The sequence below is a fragment of the Streptomyces smaragdinus genome (assembly GCF_009604385.1).
In the GTDB taxonomy this organism is placed as follows: domain Bacteria; phylum Actinomycetota; class Actinomycetes; order Streptomycetales; family Streptomycetaceae; genus Streptomyces; species Streptomyces smaragdinus.
This window is the reverse complement of sequence record NZ_WEGJ01000003.1, coordinates 441,619-466,496: the sequence shown is the minus strand read 5'-3', so window position 1 is coordinate 466,496 and position 24,878 is coordinate 441,619. Positions and strand designations below refer to the sequence as shown.

Annotated in this window: 24 protein-coding genes; 11 read left to right on the top strand and 13 right to left on the bottom strand. The window is 73.0% G+C overall.

What is annotated here, in order from left to right; all coding sequences use genetic code 11:
• Nucleotides 1–291: 291 nt before the first annotated feature.
• Nucleotides 292–3,117 carry a pyruvate, phosphate dikinase gene (ppdK, locus tag SRB5_RS08275; protein ID WP_228389870.1) on the top strand — a complete coding sequence of 942 codons (2,826 nt, stop codon included), beginning with the start codon at nucleotides 292–294 and terminating at the stop codon, nucleotides 3,115–3,117.
• Nucleotides 3,118–3,232: 115 nt separating this feature from the next.
• Here ppdK and SRB5_RS08270 read toward each other — a convergent pair whose 3' ends face one another.
• The gene (locus SRB5_RS08270) at nucleotides 3,233–3,712 is read right to left on the bottom strand and encodes an HIT family protein (protein ID WP_153450764.1); all 480 of its coding nucleotides are present in this window, start codon (nucleotides 3,710–3,712) and stop codon (nucleotides 3,233–3,235) included.
• A 93-nt stretch (nucleotides 3,713–3,805) separates the two neighbouring features.
• On the opposite strand from SRB5_RS08270, the gene SRB5_RS08265 reads away from it, so the two are divergent.
• From SRB5_RS08265 to SRB5_RS08255, 3 genes are all read left to right on the top strand, one after another.
• Nucleotides 3,806–4,486, top strand: a complete 681-nt coding sequence (locus SRB5_RS08265; protein WP_153450763.1) for a SanA/YdcF family protein — start codon at nucleotides 3,806–3,808, stop codon at nucleotides 4,484–4,486.
• A gap of 72 nt (nucleotides 4,487–4,558) precedes the next feature.
• Entirely contained in the window at nucleotides 4,559–5,071 is a 513-nt protein-coding gene (locus SRB5_RS08260) for a hypothetical protein (protein ID WP_153450762.1), read from the top strand.
• Between the two features lie 149 nt (nucleotides 5,072–5,220).
• On the top strand, nucleotides 5,221–6,015 hold the full coding sequence (locus tag SRB5_RS08255; RefSeq protein WP_407703891.1) for an SAM-dependent methyltransferase: 795 nt from the start codon (nucleotides 5,221–5,223) through the stop codon (nucleotides 6,013–6,015).
• Here SRB5_RS08255 and SRB5_RS08250 read toward each other — a convergent pair.
• From SRB5_RS08250 to SRB5_RS08235, 4 genes are all read right to left on the bottom strand, one after another.
• Nucleotides 6,012–6,932 (bottom strand): oxidoreductase, encoded by a 921-nt coding sequence (locus SRB5_RS08250; protein WP_153450760.1) that lies wholly within the window; start codon nucleotides 6,930–6,932, stop codon nucleotides 6,012–6,014. The genes SRB5_RS08255 and SRB5_RS08250 overlap by 4 nt on opposite strands.
• 86 nt (nucleotides 6,933–7,018) lie before the next feature.
• A complete protein-coding gene (nirD, locus tag SRB5_RS08245) occupies nucleotides 7,019–7,369 on the bottom strand; it encodes a nitrite reductase small subunit NirD (RefSeq protein WP_153450759.1) in 351 nt (116 codons plus the stop codon).
• Nucleotides 7,366–9,912, bottom strand: coding sequence for a nitrite reductase large subunit NirB (nirB, locus tag SRB5_RS08240; protein ID WP_153450758.1), 2,547 nt, complete (start codon nucleotides 9,910–9,912; stop codon nucleotides 7,366–7,368). Before nirB ends, nirD begins: the two co-directional genes overlap by 4 nt.
• A gap of 1 nt (nucleotide 9,913) precedes the next feature.
• Nucleotides 9,914–11,134 (bottom strand): NAD(P)/FAD-dependent oxidoreductase, encoded by a 1,221-nt coding sequence (locus tag SRB5_RS08235; protein ID WP_153450757.1) that lies wholly within the window; start codon nucleotides 11,132–11,134, stop codon nucleotides 9,914–9,916.
• Between the two features lie 169 nt (nucleotides 11,135–11,303).
• Between SRB5_RS08235 and SRB5_RS08230 the strand changes: the two genes are divergently transcribed.
• A complete protein-coding gene (locus tag SRB5_RS08230) occupies nucleotides 11,304–12,179 on the top strand; it encodes a hypothetical protein (protein ID WP_153450756.1) in 876 nt (291 codons plus the stop codon).
• Nucleotides 12,180–12,293: 114 nt separating this feature from the next.
• On the opposite strand, the gene SRB5_RS08225 is transcribed toward SRB5_RS08230, so the two are convergent.
• Complete coding sequence (locus SRB5_RS08225; RefSeq protein WP_323377261.1) at nucleotides 12,294–12,938, bottom strand: maleylpyruvate isomerase family mycothiol-dependent enzyme; 645 nt, start codon at nucleotides 12,936–12,938, stop codon at nucleotides 12,294–12,296.
• 70 nt (nucleotides 12,939–13,008) lie between these two features.
• Here SRB5_RS08225 and SRB5_RS08220 point away from each other — a divergent pair, with 70 nt between their 5' ends.
• Together SRB5_RS08220 and SRB5_RS08215 are read left to right on the top strand one after the other, a co-directional pair.
• Nucleotides 13,009–13,449 (top strand): MarR family winged helix-turn-helix transcriptional regulator, encoded by a 441-nt coding sequence (locus SRB5_RS08220; protein ID WP_153450755.1) that lies wholly within the window; start codon nucleotides 13,009–13,011, stop codon nucleotides 13,447–13,449.
• Nucleotides 13,450–13,579: 130 nt separating this feature from the next.
• Nucleotides 13,580–14,215, top strand: coding sequence for a dihydrofolate reductase family protein (locus SRB5_RS08215; protein ID WP_153450754.1), 636 nt, complete (start codon nucleotides 13,580–13,582; stop codon nucleotides 14,213–14,215).
• A gap of 4 nt (nucleotides 14,216–14,219) precedes the next feature.
• Here the strand turns inward: SRB5_RS08215 and SRB5_RS08210 are convergent, their stop codons facing one another.
• From SRB5_RS08210 to SRB5_RS08190, 5 genes are read right to left on the bottom strand one after another with little or no spacing between them, the layout of a single operon-like run.
• Nucleotides 14,220–15,443: a cytochrome P450 family protein gene (locus SRB5_RS08210; RefSeq protein ID WP_153450753.1), complete on the bottom strand. Its 1,224-nt coding sequence runs from the start codon at nucleotides 15,441–15,443 to the stop codon at nucleotides 14,220–14,222.
• Entirely contained in the window at nucleotides 15,440–16,036 is a 597-nt protein-coding gene (locus SRB5_RS08205; protein WP_153450752.1) for a GTP-binding protein, read from the bottom strand. Before SRB5_RS08205 ends, SRB5_RS08210 begins: the two co-directional genes overlap by 4 nt.
• Nucleotides 16,014–16,451, bottom strand: coding sequence for a DUF742 domain-containing protein (locus SRB5_RS08200; RefSeq protein ID WP_153450751.1), 438 nt, complete (start codon nucleotides 16,449–16,451; stop codon nucleotides 16,014–16,016). The genes SRB5_RS08205 and SRB5_RS08200 overlap by 23 nt, the downstream gene beginning before the upstream one ends.
• A complete protein-coding gene (locus SRB5_RS08195; RefSeq protein WP_153450750.1) occupies nucleotides 16,448–16,894 on the bottom strand; it encodes a roadblock/LC7 domain-containing protein in 447 nt (148 codons plus the stop codon). The genes SRB5_RS08200 and SRB5_RS08195 overlap by 4 nt, the downstream gene beginning before the upstream one ends.
• On the bottom strand, nucleotides 16,894–18,108 hold the full coding sequence (locus SRB5_RS08190) for an ATP-binding protein (protein WP_153450749.1): 1,215 nt from the start codon (nucleotides 18,106–18,108) through the stop codon (nucleotides 16,894–16,896). Before SRB5_RS08190 ends, SRB5_RS08195 begins: the two co-directional genes overlap by 1 nt.
• Nucleotides 18,109–18,326: 218 nt before the next feature.
• Here SRB5_RS08190 and SRB5_RS08185 point away from each other — a divergent pair, with 218 nt between their 5' ends.
• Nucleotides 18,327–19,103, top strand: a complete 777-nt coding sequence (locus SRB5_RS08185; protein WP_153450748.1) for a sulfite exporter TauE/SafE family protein — start codon at nucleotides 18,327–18,329, stop codon at nucleotides 19,101–19,103.
• Here SRB5_RS08185 and SRB5_RS08180 read toward each other — a convergent pair.
• Nucleotides 19,091–19,741 (bottom strand): DUF4328 domain-containing protein, encoded by a 651-nt coding sequence (locus SRB5_RS08180; protein WP_194292873.1) that lies wholly within the window; start codon nucleotides 19,739–19,741, stop codon nucleotides 19,091–19,093. The two genes, SRB5_RS08185 and SRB5_RS08180, sit on opposite strands and share 13 nt — an antisense overlap.
• Nucleotides 19,742–19,836: 95 nt before the next feature.
• Complete coding sequence (locus tag SRB5_RS08175; RefSeq protein ID WP_153450746.1) at nucleotides 19,837–21,903, bottom strand: molybdopterin oxidoreductase family protein; 2,067 nt, start codon at nucleotides 21,901–21,903, stop codon at nucleotides 19,837–19,839.
• A 160-nt stretch (nucleotides 21,904–22,063) separates the two neighbouring features.
• Between SRB5_RS08175 and SRB5_RS08170 the strand changes: the two genes are divergently transcribed.
• The 3 genes from SRB5_RS08170 to SRB5_RS08160 are packed head-to-tail and all read left to right on the top strand — an operon-like array spanning nucleotide 22,064 to nucleotide 24,819.
• Nucleotides 22,064–22,846, top strand: a complete 783-nt coding sequence (locus SRB5_RS08170) for a sirohydrochlorin chelatase (protein WP_194292872.1) — start codon at nucleotides 22,064–22,066, stop codon at nucleotides 22,844–22,846.
• 17 nt (nucleotides 22,847–22,863) lie between these two features.
• Nucleotides 22,864–24,150: a deoxyguanosinetriphosphate triphosphohydrolase gene (locus SRB5_RS08165; protein WP_153450745.1), complete on the top strand. Its 1,287-nt coding sequence runs from the start codon at nucleotides 22,864–22,866 to the stop codon at nucleotides 24,148–24,150.
• Between the two features lie 48 nt (nucleotides 24,151–24,198).
• Nucleotides 24,199–24,819, top strand: a complete 621-nt coding sequence (locus SRB5_RS08160) for a GNAT family N-acetyltransferase (RefSeq protein WP_153450744.1) — start codon at nucleotides 24,199–24,201, stop codon at nucleotides 24,817–24,819.
• Nucleotides 24,820–24,878 lie beyond the last annotated feature (59 nt).

The following is a 24,878-nucleotide window of genomic DNA, read 5'->3' as shown; positions in this document are numbered from 1 at the left end:
ACATGGTGGACATCAGGGGTGTTCGGTGCGTGATTCTCGCCACGCCTGATGCTGTACTCGCTCAGATGAGCGCTACTTCCGGGTAGTAATTACTCGCACACGTGGCACTCAGTGCCACCCATCCTCGTTCAAGGCTTGAACCCAACGCCACGCACCGTGCCGGACGCGGCGCGTTATGTCGCGAAACGAAGGTCATCGGGTGAAGATCGGTGCAAGGCTCGAACTCGCGCCCCGGTACCGAGCCGGCCCGTTACATCCCAGGTTGAGTGCTCAGATGAGCCGTTGATCGCTATGCGGATGTACCCAGGCACCTTCGATCTGGGTATGTTCCTCGCCGTCAGGGCAGAGAGCAGACACGAGGAGACGATTCCCGTGCCGGAAGAACAGCACGTAGCGCAGGTATCCCCCAAAGCGCGGCAGAAGCTGGTCTACGACTTCCACGAGGGCAACAAAGACCTCAAGGACCTCCTCGGCGGCAAGGGAGCGAACCTCGCCGAGATGACGAACCTCGGCCTCCCCGTGCCGCCGGGGTTCACCATCACCACCGAGGCCTGCAAGGAGTACCTCGAGACCGGTGACGAGCCCAAGGCGCTCCGCGACGAGGTGAGTGCGCACCTCGACGCCCTCGAGCAGCAGATGGGCAAGAAGCTCGGCCAGAAGAACGACCCCCTCCTGGTCTCGGTCCGTTCCGGCGCGAAGTTCTCGATGCCCGGCATGATGGACACGGTCCTCAACATCGGCCTCTCGGACGCCTCGGTCACCGGCCTCACCGCCCAGTCCGGCGACGAGCGCTTCGCCTGGGACTCGTACCGCCGCCTCATCCAGATGTTCGGCAAGACCGTCCTCGGTGTCGACGGCGAGCTCTTCGAGGACGCGCTGGACGAGGCCAAGAAGGCCAAGGGCGTGGCCACCGACGTCGAGCTCGAGGCCAAGGACCTGAAGAAGCTGGTCAAGCTCTTCAAGGGCATCGTCTCCCGGGAGACCGGCCGCGACTTCCCGCAGGACCCGCGCGAGCAGATGGACCTCGCCGTCCGCGCGGTCTTCGAGTCGTGGAACACCGACCGCGCCAAGCTCTACCGCCGCCAGGAGCGCATCCCGCACGACCTGGGCACGGCCGTCAACGTCTGCTCGATGGTCTTCGGCAACCTCGGCCCCGACTCCGGCACCGGCGTCGCCTTCACCCGCGACCCCGCCTCCGGCCACCAGGGCGTCTACGGCGACTACCTGCAGAACGCACAGGGCGAGGACGTCGTCGCCGGTATCCGCAACACGGTGCCGCTGGCGGAGCTGGAGAACGTCGACAAGAAGTCGTACGACCAGCTGATGCAGATCATGGAAACCCTCGAGACGCACTACAAGGACCTGTGCGACATCGAGTTCACCATCGAGCGCGGCAAGCTGTGGATGCTCCAGACCCGCGTCGGCAAGCGCACCGCCGCCGCCGCGTTCCGCATCGCCACCCAGCTCGTCGACCAGGGCCTCATCGACGAGGCCGAGGCGCTGCAGCGCGTCACCGGGCACCAGCTCGCGCAGCTGATGTTCCCCCGCTTCGACTCCGACCACGCCGGCGACACCCTCGCCCGCGGTATCGCCGCCTCCCCGGGCGCGGCGGTCGGCAAGGCGGTCTTCGACTCGTACACCGCCATCAAGTGGTCGCGCTCCGGCGAGAAGGTCATCCTCATCCGCCGCGAGACCAACCCCGACGACCTGGACGGCATGATCGCCGCCGAGGGCATCCTGACCTCCCGCGGCGGCAAGACCTCCCACGCCGCCGTCGTGGCGCGCGGCATGGGCAAGACCTGCGTCTGCGGCGCGGAGGAGCTCGAGGTCGACACCAAGCGCCGGCAGCTGACCGCTCCCGGCGGAATCGTCATCGACGAGGGCGACCTCATCTCCATCGACGGCTCCTCCGGCAAGGTCTACCAGGGCGAGGTGCCCGTCGTGCCGTCGCCGGTCGTCGAGTACTTCGAGGGCCGGATGCACGCCGGCGCCGAGGACGCCGACGAGCTGGTCGCCTCCGTGCACCGGATGATGGCGTACGCCGACCGGGTACGGCGGCTGCGGGTGCGGGCCAACGCGGACAACGCGGAGGACGCGGCGCGGGCGCGGCGGTTCGGCGCGCAGGGCATCGGGCTGTGCCGTACCGAGCACATGTTCCTCGGCGAGCGGCGCCAGCACGTGGAGCGGCTGATCCTGGCCGAGTCCGACAAGGAGCGCGAGGCGGCGCTGGAGGAGCTGACGCCGCTGCAGAAGGGCGACTTCGTCCAGCTCTTCGAGGCGATGGACGGTCTGCCGGTGACGGTACGGCTGCTCGACCCGCCGCTGCACGAGTTCCTGCCCGACATCACCGAGCTGTCCGTACGGGTCGCGCTCGCCGAGTCCCGCAAGGACGCCAACGAGAACGACCTGCGCCTGCTGCAGGCCGTGCACCGGCTGCACGAGCAGAACCCGATGCTGGGCCTGCGCGGCGTGCGCCTCGGCCTGGTCATCCCCGGTCTGTTCGCGATGCAGGTCCGCGCCATCGCGGAGGCCGCGGCGGACCGGCTGGACGCCAACGGCGACCCGCGGGCCGAGATCATGATCCCGCTGGTCGGCACGGTCCAGGAGCTGGAGCTCGTACGGGACGAGGCCGAGCAGGTCATCGCCGAGGTCGAGGCGCGCCGCGGCGTGGACCTCAAGCTGACGCTCGGCACGATGATCGAGCTGCCGCGCGCCGCGCTGACGGCCGCGCAGATCGCCGAGTCGGCGGACTTCTTCTCCTTCGGCACGAACGACCTGACGCAGACCGTGTGGGGCTTCTCCCGGGACGACGTGGAGGCCTCGTTCTTCACCGCGTACCTGGAGCGGGGCATCTTCGGCGTCAGCCCGTTCGAGACGATCGACCGCGACGGCGTGGGCGCCCTGGTGCGCTCCGCGTCGGAGGCCGGCCGGGCGACCCGTCCGGACCTGAAGCTGGGCGTGTGCGGCGAGCACGGCGGCGACCCGGAGTCGGTGCACTTCTTCCACGAGGTGGGCCTGGACTACGTCTCCTGTTCCCCGTTCCGCATCCCGGTCGCCCGCCTCGAGGCGGCCCGCGCGGCCTCGGCCGGCAACGGCGGCGGCTCCGACCACCGCTGACGCACCATCCCCGGGTCCGCGATGACTCCTCGTTTCGCGGCCCCGGCCCCCAGGGGCGGCGCCTTGTGCGGAGGCGCCGCCCCTTGCTTTTGCGTACCGGGCTCTTCCGTGCCGGTCAGACCGCCGGCTCCAGCGCGTCCAGTTCCGCGCGCAGCGCCGCGCGCAGGGGGTCGTGCTGGGGGCCCAGGAAGGTCTCCGGGTTCTGCCAGGTGGTCGGGGGATACCACCAGACCGGGCCGATGCGGATGTCGGCGCGCTCCCACTCGTAGCGGGGCCAGATATGCGCGTGGAGGTACGGGTCCGCGTTGCCGAGGATCTCGACGTTGATACGGATGAACGCCGGGTCCTGCGCCTTGCACGCGCGCTCCACGGCCTCGCCGAGGCGGTCCATGCCGTCGAGGAACGCCCGGCGCTCGGGGCGCGGGAGGTCGGTGAGCCGGTCGATCCCCGGGCGGTCCGCCAGCAGCAGCGAATAACCGGGCAGGAACTGTACGTCGCCCATGACGGCGAAGCCCGACTCGAGCTTCCGCAGCACCGTGGGGTTCTCGCCGCGTATCGCGCTGCCGATCCTGTCCTTGCGCCAGTCTGTGCTCATGGCGGGGCAGCCTACCGGCCCATGGGACAGGTGGGACGGGTGTGACCAGGACTGGTGCAACCACGACCGCCTCCCGGGCGTGGTTGGACAGTGATGCGTATCTCTCTACGACCCGTCCTCACCCGCCTGCGCCCCGTCCGCGCCCGGCGCCGGCTGCTGCAGGGCGTGATGCTCGGCTGCGTGCTCGCCCTGCTGCCCCCGGCATGGGTGGCCGCCTCCACCGCGGACCGGCTGCGCACCGTCGACGACGCCCCCGCCGCCGACGTGGCGCTGGTCTTCGGGGCCGGGCTGTGGAACGGCGAGCCGTCGCCGTACCTCGCGCACCGGCTCGACGCGGCGGCGCGGCTGTACCGGGCGGGCACGGTGCGCGTCGTCCTGGTCAGCGGGGACAACAGCACCGAGGCGTACGACGAGCCGACGTCCATGCGCGACTACCTCGTCCGGCACGGCGTGCCCGCCGGGCGGATCGTCGCGGACTACGCCGGCTTCGACACCTGGGACTCCTGCACCCGCGCCACCCGCATCTTCGGCGTCCACCGGGCCCTGGTCATCAGCCAGCGCTTCCACGTCCCCCGCGCCCTCGCCCTGTGCCGCGCGGCGGGCATCGACGCGTACGGCGTCGGCGTGGCGGAGCCGCACGACGCCACCTGGTACTACGGCGGCCTGCGCGAGATTCCGAGCGCCGCCAAGGCCGCCCTGGACGCCGTCCTCACCCCCGACCCGCGCTTCCTCGGCCCGAAGGAGCCCGGCGTACGGGCCGCGCTGACCCGCTGAAGGTCAAGACGGAGCAAAGCCCTCCGATCAGAGGGTGACCCGGTGCGGGGGAGCGGCCTAGCGTCTCCTCCCATGGACCGACCGGCCCCCTCCCTCCCCGACCCCCGCCGGGCCGCCGAGATCCGCACCGCAGCGGGTGCGGCGGCGGCGCTGCTCACCGGGCTCCTCATGTTCGACGCCCTCTTCGCCACGCCCGGCACCCCGACGGCGGTGATCTGGACGGCGCTGGGCCTGCTCCTCTACACCCTCGTCCGCCCGCCCCGGGTGTCCGTGTCCGGCACGGTGCTGACGGTGCGCGGGCTGCTGCGGGAGCGCAGCGTACGGCTGGACCTCCTGGTCAGCGTGCGCTCGCGGAGCCGGCGGGGCTCGCGCCTGGTGCTGGAGGACCTGCACGGCGGCCGGGTGCGGCTGGCCCCCCGGGTGCTCGCCGGGACGCCGCTGCTGTGGCACAGCCTGGACGCGGGCGTGCGCCGGGCCCGTACCGAGGGCTTCCTGCGCAACGGGACCCGCGAACTCCAGTTCCTGGCGGACCACATCGACGGCGAACGCGCACGCAAGGTCTTCGAGGCGTCGGGAATGCACTGAACTCCACGCCCGCGTACGGCAGTTGATGGATCATGAACCCGGGTCATGGTCACAACGCGACCAACCACCCGGTATGTTGGACTGCGCCCGGCGCCACCAGCGCATGTCCACGCAGCCAGGAGACCCCCGTGGCCGACTCCGCCGGACCCATCGACACCTCCGTCCCGCACAGCGCCCGGATCTGGAACTGGCTGCTGGGCGGCAAGGACAACTACCCCGCCGACCGCGCCGCCGGCGAGGCCTACGTACGCGCGTTCCCCGGCATCCTCGACATCGCCCGCCACGACCGGGCGTTCCTGGGCCGCGCGGTACGCCATCTGGTCGCCGGCGAGGGCGTACGCCAGTTCCTCGACATCGGCACCGGGCTGCCGACGATGGACAACACCCACGAGGTGGCGCAGCGCCTCGCCCCCGACGCGCGCATCGTGTACGTGGACAACGACCCGCTGGTCCTCACCCACGCCAACGCGCTGCTCACCAGCACCCCCGAGGGCCGCACCGACTACATCGAGGAGGACCTGCGCCGGCCGCGGGCGATCCTCGACCGCGCCTCCGCCACGCTCGACTTCGGCCGGCCGGTGGCCGTGCTGCTGCTGGGCATCATGCACTTCGTCCGGGACTACGACGAGGCGCGGTCGGTGGTCCGCACGCTGACGGACGCGCTGCCGTCGGGGGGCTTCCTGGTGATGACGCACGCCACCATGGACCCCGAGCTGCTGAGCGCGGAGGCCAGGCAGGCGCAGGCCGAGGCGCAGGACGGGCTGCGGGAGAGCGGCGGTTCGGGCATGGCCTTCCGTACGAAGGAGCAGGTCACGGCGCTCTTCGACGGGCTGGACATCCTCGAGCCGGGAGTGGTGTCGATGGCCCACTGGCGGATCGAGGAGACCCCCTTCGGCACCCCGGAGCCGGTCGCCGGCTACGGCGTCGTCGCCCGCAAGCCCTAGTCCAGCCCCTCGTACGAGACCCCCGTCAGCCGCTCCGACTCCTCCCACAGCCGCTTGGCCGCCGCGTCGTTCAGCGTCCACGGCATCCGGAACGACGGGGCCGGTGGCCCCCGCCAGCCCTGCCAGCGGGTGCCGATGAACGCGTCCGGGTGGACGCCGGGGGCCGTGGCCGCGAACAGCACCGGCAGCGCGCCGGCGGCCGCGGACTGGGCGATCAGCCGGTTGCCGGCGGCCATGACCAGGCCCACCAGCCGGCGGCCCGCCAGCTCCGGGCCCACGGCGGACAGGTTCGTCGCCGCGTAGCCGGGGTGGGCCGCCGCCGAGGTCACCGGGGAGCCGGCGACGGCGAGGCGGCGGGCCAGCTCGTGGACGAACAGCAGATTGGCGGACTTGGAGCGCCCGTACGCCACCCACCGCCGGTAGTGCCGCTCGCCGCCGAGGTCCCCCAGGTCGATCTGGCCGAGCGCGTGCCCGGGGCTCGACACCGTGACCACGCGGGCGTCGGGGACCGGCAGGATCCGGGGGAGCAGCAGTCCCGTGAGGGCGAAGTGACCCAGATGGTTGACGCCGAACTGCATTTCGAAGCCGTCCGCCGTCGTGCTGTACGGCAGGGCCATCACCCCGGCGTTGTTGACCAGCAGGTCGACCCGGTCCGCGTCCAGGCCGTGCGCGAAGGCCCGTACGGACTTCAGGTCCGCCAGATCCAGCAGCCGCAGCTCCACCGCCGCCCCCGGCACCTCGAACAGCAGCCGGTCGACGGCGTCCGTCCCGCGCTCCTCGCTGCGGCAGGCGAGGACCACCCGCGCACCGCGCCGGGCGAGCTCGCGGGCCGTGACGTAGCCGATGCCGCTGTTGGCGCCGGTGACGACGGCCGTACGGCCGCTCTGGTCGGGGATGTCGCTCGCGTTCCAGCCCATGGCGCCTGCGCTCCTCGGTCTCGGACGTGGCAGCTGCCTGGCCGCAGCGTAGAACGCCCGGGTACCACCGGCGAGGCAGACACCCCCTATCCGACCCGCGCCGCGTACACCGGAATCGTCACCTCCGCGTCGTCCAGACACCGCCCCGTCTCCAGCTCGAACCGTTGTTTGAGCAGCGGCGAGGCGACGAACGGGCGGCCGTCCGCCGAGCCGACCAGGCCCCGGGAGAGGACGTACGCGCCGGTGAAGGGGTCGCGGTTGGCGACGGCGTGCACCGTGCCCGCGCGGTCCAGGAAGACCGCGACCTGGGTGCCGTCCGGGAGCAGCGCGGCCACCCCGCGGCCGGGGGTGAGGAGGGCGAGGTCGCAGACCGGGAACCAGCCGCCGGGCAGGCGGAGCTGGACGCGCAGGTCGGTGCGCTCGGGGGCCAGGGTCATCGGACGGCGGTTCCTTCCGGGGAGGTGATCTGCAGCAGGGCCAGATCGGGCTTGATCTGCTCGCGCTCGGACACGAACCGCACCGTCGGGTCGGGCGTTCCGGGCGCGTTGACGAAGGAGACGAAGCGGCGCAGCCGGTCGGGGTCGGTGAGGGTCTCGGCCCACTCGTCGCGATAGCCGGCGACGTGCGCCCGCATCAGCGCCTCGAGTTCGTCGCACAGCCCGAGCGAGTCGTGCACGACGACGTCCCGGACGTGGTCGAGCCCGCCCTCGATCCGCTCCAGCCACACCGAGGTGCGCTCCAGCCGGTCGGCGGTGCGGATGTAGAACATCAGGAACCGGTCGATGAGCCGGACGAGTTCCGCGTCCGACAGATCCTGCGCGAGCAGATCCGCGTGCCGGGGCGTCATGCCGCCGTTGCCGCCGACGTACAGGTTCCAGCCGTTCGCCGTGGCGATGACGCCGAAGTCCTTCGACTGCGCCTCCGCGCACTCCCGCGCGCAGCCCGACACCGCCGACTTCAGCTTGTGCGGCGCGCGCAGCCCCCGGTAGCGCAGCTCCAGGTCGATGGCCATCCGCACGGAGTCCTGCACGCCGTACCGGCACCAGGTCCGCCCCACGCACGACTTCACCGTCCGCAGCGCCTTGCCGTACGCGTGCCCCGACTCGAACCCGGCGTCGACCAGCCGTGCCCAGATCGCCGGCAGCTGGTCCACGCGGGCGCCGAAGAGGTCGATGCGCTGACCGCCGGTGATCTTCGTGTAGAGGCCGAAGTCCCGGGCCACCTCGCCGATGACGATCAGCTTCTCCGGGGTGACCTCGCCGCCGGGGATCCGGGGGACGACCGAGTAGGAGCCGTTGCGCTGCATGTTCGCGAGGAAGTGGTCGTTGGTGTCCTGCAGCGCCGCCTGCTCGCCGCCCAGCACGTAGCCGTCCGCGCCGATCGCGGGCGCGAGGGAGGCGATGATCGAGGCGACCGCCGGCTTGCAGACCTCGCAGCCCTCGCCGCCGCGCGCCTCGGGGCGGCCGTGCTCGTCGAGGACCCGGGTGTACGAGGTGATCCGGCGGACCCGGATGATCTCGTACAGCTCGGCCCGGGTCACCGGGAAGCAGCCGCACAGGCCCTGGTCGCCGGTGGCCGGGAGCAGTTGGCCGATGAGCTTGACGCAGCTGCCGCAGCCGGTGCCGGCCTTGGTGCACTTCTTGATCTCCGGGAGCGTCGTGCACTCGTGTTCGGCGACGGCGTCGAGGATCCGGCCCTTGGTGACGTTGTGGCAGCTGCAGACGACGGCCTCGGCGGGCAGCGCGTCCGGCCCCAGGGCCGCCGGGGCGCCGAGGCCGGCCGGGAGAACGAGCTGTTCGGGGGCGAGCGGCGGGACGGTGCCGGTCAGGGGGCGGAGCATGCTGTACGCGTCGGCGTCGCCGACCAGGACGCCGCCGAGGAGCTCTCCGGAGGGGGCGACGACCAGCTTCTTGTAGACGCCGGCGCGGGAGTCGGCGTACACCACGTCGAGGCAGCCGTCCGCCGTGCCGTGGGCGTCGCCGAAGGACGCGACGTCCACGCCGAGGAGCTTCAGCTTGGTGGACATGTCGGCGCCGGTGAACTCCCGCGCGGCCTCCCCGGCGATCGCGTCGGCCGCCGTCTGCGCCATCTCGTACCCGGGCGCGACCAGCCCGTACACCCGCCCGTCGGCCGCCTGCGCGCACTCGCCGATCGCGTAGACGGCGGGGTCGCTCGTACGGCACGCGGTGTCCACGACGATGCCGCCGCGCTCGCCGACGGTCAGGCCCGTGGCACGGGCGAGGTCGTCGCGGGGGCGGATGCCGGCGGCGAAGACGACCAGGTCGGCGGGGAGTTCGGAGTCGTCCGTGAGCAGCATGCCGCTGACGGCGCCGCCCTCGTCCGTACGGATCTCCTTGCCGCCGCGCCCGGTGTGGACGCCCAGGCCCATGCCGGCGATGGTGCGGCGCAGGGCGCTGCCGCCGCCCTCGTCGACCTGGACGGCCATCAGCCGGGGGGCGAACTCGACGATGTGGGTGTCCAGTCCGAGGCCCTTGAGGGCGCCGGCCGCCTCCAGGCCGAGGAGTCCGCCGCCGACGACGACGCCGGTCGTGGCGTTCCTCGCGTACTCCTCGATGGCCAGCAGGTCGTCGATGGTGCGGTAGACGAAGACGCCCTCGGCGTCCTTGCCGGGGCAGGGCGGGACGAAGGGGTAGGAGCCGGTGGCGAGGACGAGGGTGTCGTACGCGAAGGTCCGCCCGGAGCGGGCGGTGACCGTCCGCGTCTCGCGGTCGACGCCGGTCGCGGGGTCGCCGACGTACAGCTCGATGCCGTGACGCTCCATGAAGCCGTCCTCGACCATGGACAGCTCCTCGGGGGAGGTGCCGTCGAAGTACGAGGTGAGGTGCACGCGGTCGTAGGCGGGGCGCGGCTCCTCGCAGAGCACGACGACCCGGGCGGACTCGGTGACGCCGCGGTCCGCGAGGGCCTCGAGAAACCGCTGGCCGACCATTCCGTGGCCGATCAGCACGATCGTCTGCATCTCAGGGTCCTCCTGGGTGGGTGAGCAGGTGGAGCAGCGGTACGTCGTCGGGCAGCGGCTCGTCGGCCTCCCAGGCGCGGGCGAGGGCGCCCACGGCCGCGAGGTCGCCGAGCAGGATGCCGCCGACGAGCCGCCCGTCGCGCACGACGACCTTGCGGTAGGCGCGGCGGGTGGCGTCGGCCAGCTGGATGACGTCGTCGTCAGGGCCTGGCACGGGGTCGCCGAAGGCGGCGAGGTCGAGCGGGGTGCGGGAGTCGGGCACAAGGGTGAGGCGGGTGAGGACGCGGGAGCCCTCGTACGTGGCCTTGCCCCCGGTGAGCACCCGGGCGAGGGTGTCGGCCTGGTCCAGCGCCGGGCCCGCCAGCCCGTACACGGTGCCGCGGTGTTCGGCGCAGTCGCCGAGGGCGTGGATGTACGGGTCGGAGGTACGCAGTTCGTCGTCCACCACGATGCCGCGGGCCGTCTCCAGGCCGGCGGCGCGGGCGAGGCCGGTGCGGGGGCGGACGCCGCAGGCCAGGACGACGAGTTCGGCGGTGAGCCGGTAGCCGTCGGCGAGCTCCACGGCCCGCACGCCGTCGGGGGCGCACCGCAGGCCGCGGACCCGGCATTCGGTGTGCACCTCGACGCCGAGGCCCTCGAGGTGGGTGCGGAGCATGCGGGAGGCCTGGGCGTCGAGCTGGCGCTCCATCAGGTGCTCACCCTGGTGGGCCAGGACGACCTGGGCCCCCCGGCGGGCGAGGGCGCGGGCGGCGGAGGAGCCGAGGAGGCCGCCGCCGATCACCACGACGCGGGTGTCCGCTCGCGTCGCCGCCGCGAGCGCCAGGCAGTCGTCGAGGGTGCGGAAGGCGTGCACCCCGGCGGGGAGTTCGTGTCCGCCGGGCGCGAACAGGCCGCGCAGGGGCGGCAGCACGGGATTCGAGCCGGTGGCCAGGACGAGGCGGTCGTAGGGGAGGCCGGCGCCGTCGTCGCACTGGACGGTGCGGGCGGCGCGGTCGACGCGGACGGCGCGGGCTTCGCGGCGGGTTGCGTGCGGGGGCCGGGGGAGGCGGATGACGTCGGCCGGGTAGTGGCCGGCGAGCACCTCGGCGAGGAGGACGCGGTTGTACGCCGGGTGGGGCTCCTCGGCGATCAGGGTCACGTCGTGGACGGCCCCGAGGTGCTGGGCCAGCCGGTTGCCGGCCAGGCCGGCGCCGACTACGACGATGCGCTCTCGCGGTTCCATGACCCAGAGGGTGCTTCGCGGCGGTTACCCGGCCGCATCGCACGTGTTTCCGTGGGGAAACGCTGCCCTCAGCTCGTACGGGGGGTGATGGTGAGGGCTTACTTCGTACGGGTGAACCAACCGCTGCAGAAACGAATATGCAGGTCAGGGCGGTCTTAGCGTCCACCGCATGGTCAGCTCATCCCATGAGGCGATGCACCAGCTCTTCCGGGAGGACCCCGGGGTCTTCGCCCGCACCTTCCGACGGCTGGGTCTGGATTTCGACGACCCGTCGTCGGTGACGGTGCTCCCCACGGACCTCACGGAGCTCAAGCCGCTCGAACGCCGGGTGGACACGCTCCTGCGGTTCGACAACCCGGACGGCTCGAGCTATCTGCTCGCGGTGGAGGCGCAGGGGAAGCCCGATGCGGCAAAGCCGTCGAGCTGGGCGTACTACCTGGCGCATCTGTACGCGAAGTACGACGTCCCGCCGGTGCTGCTGGTCGTCTGCAACGACATCCGCACGGCCCGCTGGGCGGAGACCCCGTTCATCATCGGCCCCCGCCAACTGAAGGCCCTGACGCTGCGCACGCTGGTCCTGGGCCCGCACAACGTCCCCGTCGTGACCGACGCGGCGGAGGCGACGGCGGACATTCCGCTGGCGACACTGTCGGCGATCGTGCATGCCCGGAGCGTGAAGGTCGATGCGATACTGCAGGCGCTGGCCTCGGCGTTGCACAAGCAGCCGGACGAGGACGCGCTCCCGTACATCGAATTCATCGAGTCGGGTCTGGGGTCGGTCCCCGCCGCGGTGGAGATCTGGAGGAAGCTGATGGCCATGGACATCTCTATGTACCAGGGAGAGACCGCTCAGCGGCTGAGGGCGGAGGGCAGGGTGGAGGACAGGATCGCCGTCATCCTGGAAGCCCTCGACGAGCGCGGGATCGAACTCACCGATGAAGACCGTCGACGAGTGACCACCTGCACCGACTACGACACGCTTCTCGTCTGGAGCCGCCGCACCTACACCGCCTCGTCGGCGGCCGAGGTCTTCACGGACGAGTAAGGCACCCCATTCCGTCGGCGGACGCACGCCTTCCTCCCGTGCGCCCGCCGACACTGCCCCCGTATGACCCTCTACTTCGACCCCCTCCCCCGCCTTGGCGCGGACCGCGAGTCCTCACCCGCCGGCCCCGGACGACCCCCCGTACACCAGCCGGGCCCGAGCAGCCTCCTCCCGCCCGGTGAGCAGCAGGAGCAGCGCGGACACCGGACCCCGGATCTCCTCCCCGGACCCCCGGGTCCACTCCACGTCCGTGGCGACGAGGCGCGCGCGGGGCAGGGGCCACGGGCGCGGCGGCAGACGCATCGTCCATACCCGGTCCGCGGCGTCCCGCGCGGCCTCCGGGGGCATCGGGCGGTCGCGGCCGAGGGCGAGCGCGATGTCCTGGCCGTGTACGAGGAGGTCCAGCAGGGGCTCGCGCCGCGTGGTCAGCGGTGCGAGACGGCGGGAGCCGACGATGGACCGCAGCAGGGCGACGATCTCCTCCGGGGAGCGCGCCCCCTCCCGGACGGCCGAGTCGTGGATCATCCGGTTCCACCGCCCCCGGGCCCGGACCATCTCCCGCAGCACGTCCCCGCGGCCGTAGCGCGCGGCCACCGTCAGATGCGCCGCGACGTCCCGTACCACCCAGTCCCCGCACTGGGTCGGGGTCTGCCACTCCGCGTCGGTCAGCCCCTCCAGCAGATCCGCCAGCCCGATCCGCTCCCGGTCGATCGCCTGCCAGCACGCGTCCTCGCCGAGTACGACGCCCACGGGAATCACCCACTCAAGTGGTAAGCTTCTCTTACTAAAGTAGTCAGAGAGACTGACCGAAGTCAAGCAGGGGAGTACCATGCCGGAGGAGAGCGAGCTCAGCACGGGACTCCTGCTGTTCCTGCCCTACCGCTGGCTGGAGGACCGCGTCTTCGCCGCCCTCGCCGACGCCGGCTACGACGACTTCACCCCCGCCCAGGCCCGCGTCCTGCAGCGCATCGGCCCGGACGGCACGCGGCTCACGGACCTGGCCCAGCAGGCCCAGGTCACGAAGCAGACGGCGGGCTTCCTGGTCGACCAGCTGGAGAAGACGGGCTACGTCACCCGCGTACCGGACCCCACCGACAGACGCGCCCGCCTGGTCCGCGGTACGGCGAAGGCCTGGGCGGCGAAGGAGACGGCGGACGCGGTGGTGGCCGGGGCGGAGCGCGAGTGGGAGGCCCATCTGGGGAAGCGCCGGATGAAGCAGCTCCGCGAGGCCCTGACCCTCCTGCGGGAGATCACGGACCCGTGGGCGTGAGGCGCCGTGTCACGGACGGCCCGGCGGGGTTCGGCTGATACGACGGATACGGACCCGGCGATGAGTTTCGCGGTGTTCGCCGGTCTGCCTTCACAACGGACCACAACGAAGACGAAGCGGAGCACGCGTCATGGGCCTCATCCAGATCGAAATGTTCGCCACCCTCGACATGGTCGGCCAGTCGCCCGGCGGCCCCGACGAGGATCCCGTCGGGTTCCCCTTCGGCGGCTGGCAGGCGCCGCTGATCGACGAGACGACGGGGGCGCAGATCATGGGGTCCTACGAGGGGACCGACGCCCTGCTCCTCGGCCGGCGGACGTACGACATCTTCGCCGGGTACTGGCCGCATCAGGAGGGCGGGCAGGACAACGAGATCGCCGAGCTGTTCAACCGCGTCCCGAAGTACGTGGCCTCGCGCGGGACCCCCGACCTGTCGTGGAAGGGGTCGACGCGGATCGGGGACGATCTGGCCGCCGAGGTGCGCGGGATCCGCGAGCGGCACGAGAGCGTGAAGGTCGTCGGGAGTCTGAACCTCGTGCAGACGCTCCTGCGCGAGCGGCTCTTCGACCGGCTCCACCTGTGGGTCCACCCCATCGTCCTCGGCGTCGGCAAGCAGGTCTTCGGCAACGGCACCGTGCCCGCCGGCCTCACCCTCCTCGAGCCCCCGGTCGCCGCCCCCAGCGGCACGGTGTTCCTGCGGTACGGGCTGGCCGAAGGCACCCCCGCGACAGGGGACATGGCGGCCCCCGACCGAGGCGTTCAATAAAGACTCACAGCCGCACCGGCAGCGCCGCCAGGCTCGGCGCCCACGGGGACGTCGTCCACGCCAGGTCCTTCTCCGGCACCGCCAGCTCGAGGTCGGGCAGCCGGTGCAGCAGCGTGTCCACCGCCGTACGGGTGATCAGCCGCGCCAGGTCCTGCGACGGACACGCGTGCGGGCCCGCGCCGAACGCCAGATGGGACCGGTTGCCCGTGACCGGGCAGCCGTCCGGCGGGCGCACCGACGGGTCCGCGTTGGCACCGGCCAGGCCCAGAACCAGCATGTCCCCGGCGCGGATGGGCTGACCGCCGAACTCCACCGCCCGCAGCGCGTAGCGGGCCGGGTAGTTCTGCACCGGCGGATGCCGCCACAGCGCCTGGTCCAGGGCGTCGTCGATGGTGAGCCGCCCGCCGGCCACCGACGTGCCCAGCGCCGGGTCGGTGAGCAGGATGCGCAGCGTGGTGGCGATCCAGTCGACGGTGGGCTGGTTGGCGGCGACGAACACGACCACCAGGTTGTGCAGGATCTCGTCGTCCGTCAGCCCCGCCGGATGCCGGGCCAGCGTGGCGATGAAGCCGTCGCCCGCGGTGCCGGACCGCTGGGCCTCGATGAGCTTCGTGAGGATCCCGGTCATCCGGCCGCTGGCGTTCGCCGAGTCGGCGTTCGCCGCCGCCGTGCCCAGCGTGGCCTGCACCAGCTGCTGACCGGAACGCTCGTCCAGGCCCAGCAGCTGCGTCACGACCTGCAGCGGCAGCTTGCGCGCGTAGTGCGGGACGAGATCGGCCCGCCCCTGCTCGGCGAACTCGGAGATCAGCCGCTCGGCGGTGGCCCGGACGGTACGGCGCAGGGCGTGCCCGTTGATCCGCTCCAGGGCGGCGGAGACGGCCGAGCGCATCCGCCGGTGCTGGCGGCCGTCGGTGTACAGCAGGGCCGGCCGCCAGTCCACCGTCGGCATGATCGGGGAGTCGGCGGCCACCCGGCCCTCGCGCAGCAGCCGCCAGTTGCGCGGGTCGTGGCTGAAGGACCGCTCGTCGCGGGCCACCCGCAGCAGCTCCGTGAAGCCCAGCACCAGCCAGGCCGGGATGCCCGGCGCGATGAGCACCGGGGCGACGGGGCCGTGTTCGGCGCGCAGCCGCTCGTACAGCGCGGGCATGGCGGAGCCGTCGAGGCCGGGGCCGTACAGGGGAGTTCCGGCGGGGCGCGGGGGTCGGGCGGGAGGATGGGCGGTCGTCACCTTGTCCGTTCCGAGGCGGTGTCGATGAGGTGCGTGATCAGCGAGATCAGCGCCTTCACCGACGAGCGGTGCTCCCGGGCATCGCAGTGGACCAGCGGGGTGCGGGGCAGCAGGTCCAGCGCCTCGCGGAGTTCGGCCTCGCCGTGGTCGGGGCTGTCCGGGAACGAGTTGACGGCCACCGTGAACGGCATGTCCAGGTCCTCCAGATGGCCGATCGAGTCGAACGACGCCTCCAGGTCACGGGTGTCGACCAGGGCGAGCGCACCCAGCGAGCCACGCGCCAGCTCCCGCCACGCGGGCAGGAACCGCTGCTGGCCGGGCGTACCGAAGAGGTACAGGACGAGGTCGCCGTCCAGGGTGATCCGGCCGAAGTCGAGCGCGACGGTGGTGGTGGTCTTGCCGGGGGAGACCGGGGTGTCGGCGAGGGCGCCGGCCCGGGTCATCACGGCCTCCGTCGACAGCGGTTTGATCTCCGAGACGGTGCCGATGAGGGTGGTCTTGCCCACGCCCATCGGTCCGACCACGAGGATCTTGGCGGCGCCGGTCACCCCCGAGGAGACGTACACGCCGTCAGATGCGGTCTTCGAGGCCATGCAGCACCTTTCTCAGCAGGTCCTGTTCGTCGTACGTCCGCTGCGGGGACGGCGGGTGCGCGGCGACGGGGCCTTGGGGCGGTGTGTGGTGGGGGCGGGGCGGAATGTAGCCGAGACCCACGGGGGGACGGAAGCGGATGTGACCGGATTCGATGAGATCGCAGAGCAGCACCCGCACGATCGTGGGCGGCTGCCCCAGATGGGCGCCCACTTCGGCGACCGAGAGCATCCCCTGGCACAGTTCGACGATGCGCCGGTACTCCGGCTGCAGCTCGCCGGGCAACTGCAGCCCGGACGCGACGACCAGCGTCTCCAGCGGCAGGGGCTCGGCGTCCGGGGTGCCGGAGCGGCCGCCCGTGATGACGTACGGCCGTACCGCGCGGGGGCCGCCGGCGCGGGATCCCTGGCTGCTCATACCGGTGGGACCTCCGGTGGGCGCAGATGGGTGGTGAGCTCGGCCGCTATGTGCGCCACCATGATCTGCATCTGCTCGGCGACCTCACCGACGTCGGCGCCCGGATCGGTGGCGACGGCGAGTTGCGCGCCCAGGCCCGTTGACGTGAACAGAACGAAGCCGTGGTCGGACTCCACCATCAGCTGCCGTACCCCGGCGCGCGGGCCGAGGAACAGCCCGACCGCGGAGCGGCTGGTGATGGTGAGCGCCGCGCACGCCGCGGACAGCGACTCGGCCTCCGAGCGTTCCAGCTCCGGTACGACGCCGTGCAGCCGGTCGGCGGAGGCATGGCCCAGGCGCAGTCCGTCGTCGGTGAGGACGACGGCGTGGCGTACCCCGGGAATACCGGTCAGGGGGCGCAGCATCCACCCCACGTCGGGGAGGCGGGAAATGCCTGCGGGCATCACCGGGGTCCTTCCTCTGTGTGCCCACGAGGCCGCTCGGGCGGGAACTCGTGGGCGGTCCGGTCGGCCTGGTCGCGGGCCTGTCTGACCCGGGCCCTGCCGCGTTCGGTGCCCGCCAGCACCCCGGCCACGGAGGCGCGGGCGGCCTGCGGGGACCAGTCGGCGGTGGCGGCGGCCGGGGCGGGGACCACCGGCCTGCGGTGCTCGCCGGTCTCCTCGCCGGGGCGGCGTCTGCTGCGCCGGCGGGGGAGCGAGGTCTCGCCGTCGGCGCGGGCGGGGGCGGAGATGACCTCGGCCGGCTCCTCCTCCACCACGTCGTCGGGCTCGGCCCCGGCCCCCTCCGTCAGCAGCCCGTGGGGGACGAACAGGGTGGCGCGGGTGCCGCCGTGGGCGGAGCCGTCGGACAGCTCCACGCTGAAGCCCAGCTCCCGCGACCAGCGGCCGACGGACGCCAGCCCCAGCTTCGGCATGGCGCCCAGGTCCACCAGCCGCTGCCGGCCGCGCAGCCGGGCCAGGGCCTGCTCCAGCACGTCCGACGGCATACCGAGCCCGGCGTCGTCGATCTGCACGACCGCGCCGGCGCCGACCTCGCGGATCGAGACGGCCACCGGGGCGCTGGAGGGGGAGAAGTCCGTGGCGTTCTCCAGCAGCTCCGCGACCGCGTGCATCAGGCCCTCGGCGGCCGGCGCCGCCACATGCAGCTGCTGGCCGCCGTGCACCTCGATCCGGCCGTACTCCAGGATCCGCGACTGGGCGCCGCGCACGATGTCGAAGAGGGACACCGGCTGGGACTCCCGGCGCGCGGGCCAGATGCCGCACATCACCAGCAGGGTCTGGGCCTTGCGGATCATCTGCGCGGCGGCGTGGTCCGCGCGCATCACCTCGCCCATCAGCTCCGGGTCGGTGAGCTGCTGCTCGATGCCGTCCAGCGTCTGGAGCTGGACGGTGGCCATCGCGTGGACGTTGCCCGCGACGGTCTCGAAGGCGGCGAGCACCGCGTCGCGCTGCTCGCGTTCGTACGCGGTGTCCTCCCGCGCCGCCGCGGCCCGCTCCTCCGCGGCCCGGGTCCGCACGGCGTGCTCCTCGGCCACCGAGCGGCAGCGGGCGGCGTCGATCCGGGCGGCGCGCAGCTGACGGCGGAGCCGGCGTACCCAGAGCAGGCTCGCCACGGCGACGGCGACGGCGGAAGCGGCGGTGACTATGGCTTGATCCATAGGGAGATCGCCTCGCAAACCTCGCGGACTGAGCGGTTGGGCAGATCCTACTGATCAAACGCTCGCTTCCGCGTCAGAGTTGAACAATCCTGGCCAGGTCAAGGGGTGGGCGGGGTTTTTCCGGCGATCGGTGGCTGGTGCGGTACCGCAGGTGGCGGATATCGCGCCCTGGACAGATGTACGGCGAAATCATTAGTACGTCTAAGCTCTGCCCCATCATGCACGACATATCCCTGGTCACCCTGCTCACTCTCTGCCTCGCCGCGGCGGCAGCCGGCTGGATCGACGCGGTGGTCGGCGGCGGTGGCCTGATCCTGCTCCCCGCGCTCCTCGTCGGCCTCCCGGACCACCGGCCCGCGCAGCTCCTCGGCACCAACAAGGCGGTCGCGATCGTCGGCACCTCGGCGGCGGCCGTCACCTACGCCCGCCGCGCGCCGGTCGACGTCCGCCTCGCGGTGAGGATCGGGGGTACGGCCCTGATCGGCTCCTCCTGCGGGGCGCTGCTCGCGGCCGGGATCAACAGCGACCTCCTGCGTCCGCTGATCATGGTCGTGCTCGTCGGGGTGCTGGCGTTCGTGATGCTGCGCCCCGCCTTCGGTACGGCCCCGGCCGGCGCCCCCGCCGGGCGCGCGCGAATCTGGGCGGCGATCGGGGTCGGGGGGCTGGGCATCGGTTTCTACGACGGGCTGATCGGGCCGGGGACCGGGACCTTCCTCGTGATCGCGCTGACGGCGATCCTGCGGCTGGACCTGGTCAACGCGTCGGCCACCGCGAAGATCGTCAACACCTGTACGAACCTGGGCGCGCTGGTGATGTTCTCCGCGCAGGGGGCCGTACTGTGGCGGCTGGCCGCCGTGCTCGCCGTGTTCAACCTGGGCGGGGGGCTGCTGGGGGCGCGGATGGCGCTGAAGAAGGGCGCGGGGTTCGTCCGCGGGGTGCTGGTCGTCGTCGTGCTGGGGCTGGTGGCGAAGCTGGCCTGGGATCAGTGGCTGTGAGCGGCGCCCGGCGCCTGCGGTTCTTCGCCGAGGGGTCCGGCTGAGGCGTGCGCGCGGGTGAGCCGGACCACGAGGACGGCGGTGGCGGCGAGCGCCGCCAGGTACCAGGCGGTGGCGGCGATCCCGTTGCGCAGCAGATCGGCTGTGAGGGTGTCGTCGGGGGAGTGCGAGGTGAACTCCTGGGCGTGACCGATCAGCTGCGTCACACCAGCGAGCGTCAGCACCCACCACACCGCGACTGGCAGCCAGGCACCGATACCCCCGGATCGCCGAGTGTTTGCCGCCCACAGGTCCGCCGTGATGCGAAAGCCCATCCAGATGTTCGCGACCGGGACAATCCACCACCACATCCGCCAGCTGCGTCCACCGGCCTCCCGGCGCCCCGGCAGTTGCTTCTCCGTCCCGTCTCGGACGTCCCGGAGCCACAGCAGGAAGAAGGCGACGGCCGGGAAGTAGAAACCCCGCACCCAGACCAGCAGATCGCCGACCCACTCCTCCGGCCCCGCCACGGCGTCCGCCGCCGCGCCGTCGGAGAGCAGCCCGTGCAGCCGCACCTGCCATCCCAGCAGCCACAGCGCGAGTACCGCGTCGACCACCAGCACCGCGAACACGAGCACGCCGAAACCCCTGATCCGCACCCCGGTTCCCCCCCGCTCCGGAGCCGGTGACGCCCGGCTCGGAGCCGAACCGTATCCGATCGGGAGGTCCCGCGGCGAGGGGCCTGACCAGCGAATTACCCCGCTGCCTCCACCCGCACCGCACACACCTTGAACTCCGGCATCCCCGAAACCGGATCCAGCGCCGGATTGGTCACCGTGTTGGCCCGTCCCTCGCCCGCCCAGTGGAACGGCATGAACACCGTGTCCGGCCGGATGTCGTACGAGACCCGCGCCGGGGCGACGACCCGGCCGCGTCGGGAGAGAACCGCGACCGGGTCGCCCTCAGCGACCCCCACGCGGGCGGCGAGCTCGGGGTGGAGCTGCACGTAGGGGCCGGGTGAGGCCTCGTTGAGCCCGGCGATCCGCCGGGTCTGGGCACCGGACTGGTACTGCGCGGCTACCCGTCCCGTCGTGAATGACACGGGATATTCCGCATCCGTTTCCTCCGCCGCCGGCCGGTGCGTCACCGGCGCGAACCGCGCCCGCCCGTCGGGGGTGGCGAACCGGTCGAGGAACAGCCGCGGCGTCCCGGGCGAGCCCTCCGGGCAGGGCCAGAAGACGCCGTCCTCCGCGGCGATCCGCCCGTACGAGATCCCCGAGTAGTCCGCCTTCCCGCCCGCCGACGCCCGCCGCAACTCCTCGAACACCTCCTCCGCTTCCGCCGGGAACCCCGCCGCCCGCCCCGGCGCCAGCCGCTCCGCCAGACCGCGCAGCACGGCCAGGTCGCTCCGTACTCCCGCCGGCGGATCGACCGCCCGGCGGCGCAGCACCACCCGCCCCTCGAGGTTCGTCAGCGTGCCCGTCTCCTCCGCCCACTGCGTCACCGGCAGCACCACGTCCGCCAGCGCGGCCGTCTCGGACAGCACCACGTCCGCGACCGCGAGGAAGTCCAGCGACCGCAGCCGCCCCTCGACGTGCGCGGCGGCCGGCGCGGAGACGACCGGGTTGGAGCCCATGAGCAGCAGCGCCCGGACGTCGGTGCCGAGTGCGTCGAGCAGTTCGTACGCGCTGCGTCCCGGCCCCGGCAGCTCGTCCGGGTCCACGCCCCACACCCCCGCGACATGCCGCCGCGCGTCGGGGTCGGTGAGCATCCGGTAGCCCGGCAACTGGTCGGCCTTCTGCCCGTGCTCGCGTCCGCCCTGCCCGTTGCCCTGGCCGGTCAGACAGCCGTAGCCGGAGTACGGGCGGCCCATCCGCCCGGTGGCCAGGCACAGGTTGATCCAGGCGCCGACCGTGTCCGTGCCCTTCGCCTGCTGCTCGGGCCCGCGCGCGGTGAGGACCATGGACGCGGGGGCGTCGCAGAACAGCTCCACGGTCCGGCGCAGCTGCGGTACGGGCACGCCGGTGATCCGCTCCACGTACTCCGGCCAGTGCGACATGACCGCCGCCCGGGTCTCGGCCCAGCCGCTGGTGCGCTCCGCGATGTACGCCTCGTCCGTCCGCCCCTGCGCGACGACGAGGTGCAGCAGCCCGAGCGCCAGCGCCAGATCGGTGCCGGGGCGCGGGGCGAGGTGCAGGTCGGCCTGCTCGGCGGTGCGGGTGCGGCGCGGGTCGATCACGACGAGCTTGCCGCCGTTCTCCCGCAGCTCCGTGAAGTAGCGCAGAGCCGGCGGCATGGTCTCCGCCGGGTTGGAGCCGACGAGGATCACGCAGCCCGTCTTCGGGATGTCCGCGAGGGGAAACGGCAGCCCGCGGTCGAGGCCGAACGCGCGGTTGCCGGCCGCGGCGGCGGACGACATGCAGAAGCGGCCGTTGTAGTCGATCTGCGAGGTGCCCAGCACGATACGGGCGAACTTGCCCAGCGCGTACGCCTTCTCGTTCGTCAGCCCACCCCCGCCGAACACCCCCACCGCGTCCGCCCCGTACCCCTCCCGGGCGCCCCGCAGCCCGCGCGCGACCCGGTCCAGCGCCTCGTCCCAGGACGCCGCCACCAGCTCGCCCCGCCCGTCGCGCACCAGCGGCCCCGTGAGCCGCCCGCCGGCCAGCAGCGCGGTCGCCGACTGCCCCTTGCCGCACAGCGCCCCGCGGTTGACGGGGAAGTCCTCGCGCGGCACGATCCGGGGCCCGTCCGCGCCGGGGGCCAGGCCCATGCCGCACTGGAGGGAGCAGTACGGGCAGTGGGTCTCGGTGACGTCGCTCATGCCCTCCAGCCTGCGACGGGCGTGTTACGGCAGGCCGCGGCCCGGATGACGGCCGTGGTGCCCGTGCCGCACGGCGCCGCTCCCCGGGCTGTGAGGGACGGCAAACAGACGGACACCTCGCGGCAATCGCCCGGCAACGGACGCCCGTGACGATCGGCTCATGACCTCCATGGACGCCACTGCCGCCCAGCTCCTCGGCCAGATCGGCGTCCGGGCGAACGCCCGCCTCCGCCGCGCCGGCGCCCCCACCCTGGTCGCCGTCGCGCACGGCAGCCGGCATCCGGCGGCCGCCCGGGCGGTACGGGAGCTGCTGGACGCCGTACGGGCCCTGCGCCCGGAGCTCCCCGTACACCTCGGCCACCTCGAGCTCGGCGAGCCCCTCCTCGCCGACACCCTCGCCGCCCTGCGCGGCCGCGTGGTGCTCGTCCCGCTGCTGTTCACCCGGGGCCACCACGTCACCCACGACCTCCCCGCCGCCGTCGCCGCCGCGCCCCACCTCGACGCCCGCATCGCCGCCCCCCTCGGCCCGCACCCCCTCCTGGCGTCCGCCCTGCACGCCCGGCTGACGGAGGCGGGCTACCGCGGCGGCCGGCTCACCGGCGTCGTACTCGCCGCGGCGGGGTCCCGCGCGCCGGAATCCGCCGCGGACACCGCCCGGACGGCGGCGCTGCTCGGCGCGCGGCTGGGCGGGACGCCGGTGCAGCCCGCGTACGCCTCCGCCGCGGCGCCGACGGTGTCCGAGGCGGTGGAGCTGCTGCGCGCCCGGGGGTGCCGGCGGATCGCGGTGGCGTCGTGCTTCGCGGCGCCGGGGCTGTTCGCGGACCGGACGCGGGACGCGGCGCCGGGGGTGGTGGGGCGTCCGCTGGGGGCCCATCCGGCGCTGGCGCGGCTGGTCGTACGGCGGTACGAGGAGGCGTCGCGGGCAGCCCTCGTGCCGGCGTGAGGACTTACCGTCGAACCATGGCCCCACGCGCACCGGGCATCCCCGGCTACACCCCCGCGGACCTCCACCGCTATGTCGTGGAGCCCGACAAACGCCCCGGCCGCACCGCCTTCCAGCGCGACCGCGCCCGCGTCCTGCACTCCGCCGCCCTGCGCCGGCTGGCCGGCAAGACGCAGGTCGTCACCCCCGGTTCGTACGCCCACGCCTGGGACGCCACACCCCGCACCCGGCTCACGCACTCCCTGGAGTGCGCCCAGGTCGGCCGGGAGCTGGGCGCGGCGCTCGGCTGCGACGCGGACCTGGTGGAGACCGCCTGCCTGGCCCACGACCTGGGCCACCCGCCGTTCGGCCACAACGGCGAGCGGGCCCTGGACGAGGTCGCGGCCTCCTGCGGCGGCTTCGAGGGCAACGCCCAGTCCCTGCGCCTGCTCTCCCGCCTCGAGCCCAAGGGCTTCGCCCCCGACGGCCGCCCCGTCGGCCTCAACCTCACCCGCGCGGCCCTGGACGCGGCCACCAAGTACCCGTGGCCGCGCGGCGGCCGGCTCGCGGACCCCGGCGCCCGCAAGTTCGGGGTGTACGCCGACGACCTGCCCGTCTTCCACTGGCTGCGCGAGGGCGCCCCGACCGGGCGGCAGTGCTTCGAGGCCCAGGTGATGGACTGGTCGGACGACGTGGCGTACTCCGTGCACGACGTCGAGGACGGCCTGCACGCCGGCTATCTCGACCCGAACGTCCTGCTCTCCGACGCCGAACGCCACGAGGTCTTCGCCCTCGCCGCCCGCCGCTACGCCCCCGGCGCCGAGGAGGCCGAGCTGGCCGAGGCCCTGGACCGCCTGCTGGACCAGGAGTGGTGGCCGCACGGCTACGACGGCACCGCCCGCGCCCAGGCCCGCCTCAAGGACGCCACCAGCCAGCTCATCGGCCGCTTCTGCCTCGCCGCCGAGGGCGCCACCCGCGCCGCGTACGGCTCGGGCCGCCTCACCCGCTACGGCGCGGAGCTGATCGTCCCGCGCGACCAGCGCCTGGAGTGCGCGGTCCTCAAGTCCGTCGCCGACCGGTACGTCATCCAGCGCCCCGACCAGTCCCGTATCCGCGCCGACCAGCGCGCGGTCCTCACGGAGCTGGCCCACACCCTCACCGCCCGCGCCCCCGACGGCCTGGACCCGCAGTTCCGCACGCTGTACACCGAGGCGCCGGACGACGGGGCCCGGCTGCGGGCGGTCGTCGACCAGATCGCCGCCCTCACGGACGCGGCGGCGCTGGCGCTGCACAGCCGTCTCGTACCGCTCGGCAGAACGCACTAGTGCAAAAATCTCTTGCATCTAGTTCAAAGTGCGGTTACGGTCACGACCATGCCTGCGAAGACCCCGCACCCCGTCACGCTCACCGGCCGCCACGTCCGCCTCGAGCCGCTGACCCCGGCCCATCTCGACGACCTCTTCGCCGCGGGCGGCGGGGACGAGGAGGTGTGGCGCTGGCAGGGCGGCCCGGCGCCGCGTACCCCCGGCGAGCTCCGGGAGAAGCTGGACGCCGTGCTGGCCGACCCCGGCTACGTGCCGTTCGCCGTGATCCATCTCGCGAGCGGGCGGGCGGTCGGCTGGACGACGTACCTGGACATCGCGCCCGGCGACGAGCGGCTGGAGATCGGCTGGACCTGGTACGGCCGGGCGTACTGGCGCTCCGCCGTGAACACCGAGACCAAGGTCCTGCTGCTCACCCACGCCTTCGAGGACCTGGGCATGGGCCGCGTCCAGCTGAAGACCGACCACCGCAACGAACGCTCCCAGGCCGCGATCGCCCGCCTCGGCGCCCGCCGCGAGGGCGTGCTGCGCCGCCACCGCCGCCGCCCGGACGGCACCTGGCGCGACAGCGTCTACTTCTCCCTCCTCGCCGACGAGTGGCCGGCCGCGAAGGAGCGGCTGACGTCACCGCGGCACCCCAAGCCGGCCGAGGGCGACCCCCAGGGCCGGTAACGGGCGGCTGCGGGTGGGAATCATCCCGTGCCGAAGGCGCGGGCGGCCGGCGCCGGAGG